This is a genomic window from Oleiphilus sp. HI0061 (assembly GCF_001635675.1).
In genome coordinates, this window is record NZ_LWFE01000253.1 from 1 (window position 1) to 979 (window position 979).

A 979-nucleotide genomic window follows, 5' to 3' on the forward strand; every position below is an offset into this window, starting at 1 on the left:
TGATTAAAACGCCAAAAGAAATGTGTTCGACCTATGAGTTAATGGATGTCATGGATCGTATGCAATGGCGTTTGGAAAATACACCAGGCGTTGAATCTACCGCTTCTTTGGTCTCAGTGTCCAAATTGGTGACTAAAGCGCTCAATGAGGGAAGCTTGAAGTGGTTTGAAATATCCCGAAATGAGTCAATTATTAACTCTTCTATACAGCGAGCACCTTCAGGCCTGGTTAATTCAGACTGTAGTATGACGCCAATGATCATCTTCTTGGAGGATCATGAGGCCGATACGCTTGATACTGTGATCGACACGATGGAAGACTTGATCGATCAGTACCCAAGTGAAAACTACCAGTTCTTACTTGCGGCAGGTAATGCAGGTGTTGAAGCGGCGACTAACGAGGTTATTTCCAAGGCTAAGAATGTCATGTTAGCCTCTGTTTACTCGGTCGTTAGTATTTTGTGTCTGATTACGTTCAGGTCTTTAGCTGCTGTTATTTGTATCGTTACACCTTTGGCACTTACCTCGGTTCTGTGTGAAGCGCTTATGGCTCAATTGGGTATTGGTATTAAAGTTGCGACACTTCCTGTTATTGCCTTGGGTGTGGGGATTGGTGTCGATTATGGTATCTATATCTATAGTCAGTTAGAGACTAAACTGAAACAAGGTGTGGTCTTACAAGAGGCTTACTTTCAGACGCTTAGAACGACAGGTAAAGCGGTCTGCTTTACGGGTATGACCCTTGGTTTGGGTGTATTTACTTGGATATTCTCGCCAATTAAATTCCAGGCAGATATGGGGATCCTGCTGTTCTTTATGTTCTTGTGGAACATGGTTGGCAGCTTGTGGTTGCTACCCGCGATGGCACGCTTCCTTGTTCGCCCTGATAAGATTGCTGCAAAAGAAAGAGCTAAGCTGGCAAAAGCTGCTGCTTAATCTTAAGGAGTCTAAAAACCCCGATACTCAATGAGTGTCGGGGT

General features: G+C 44.0%; 1 protein-coding gene. It reads left to right on the forward strand.

All coding sequences use genetic code 11. The annotated features are described in order from the left end of the window. A partial coding sequence (locus A3735_RS03200; RefSeq protein ID WP_156499365.1) for an RND family transporter occupies positions 1 to 935 on the forward strand: 935 nt, incomplete at its 5' end. Between the last annotated feature and the right edge of the window lie 44 nt (positions 936 to 979).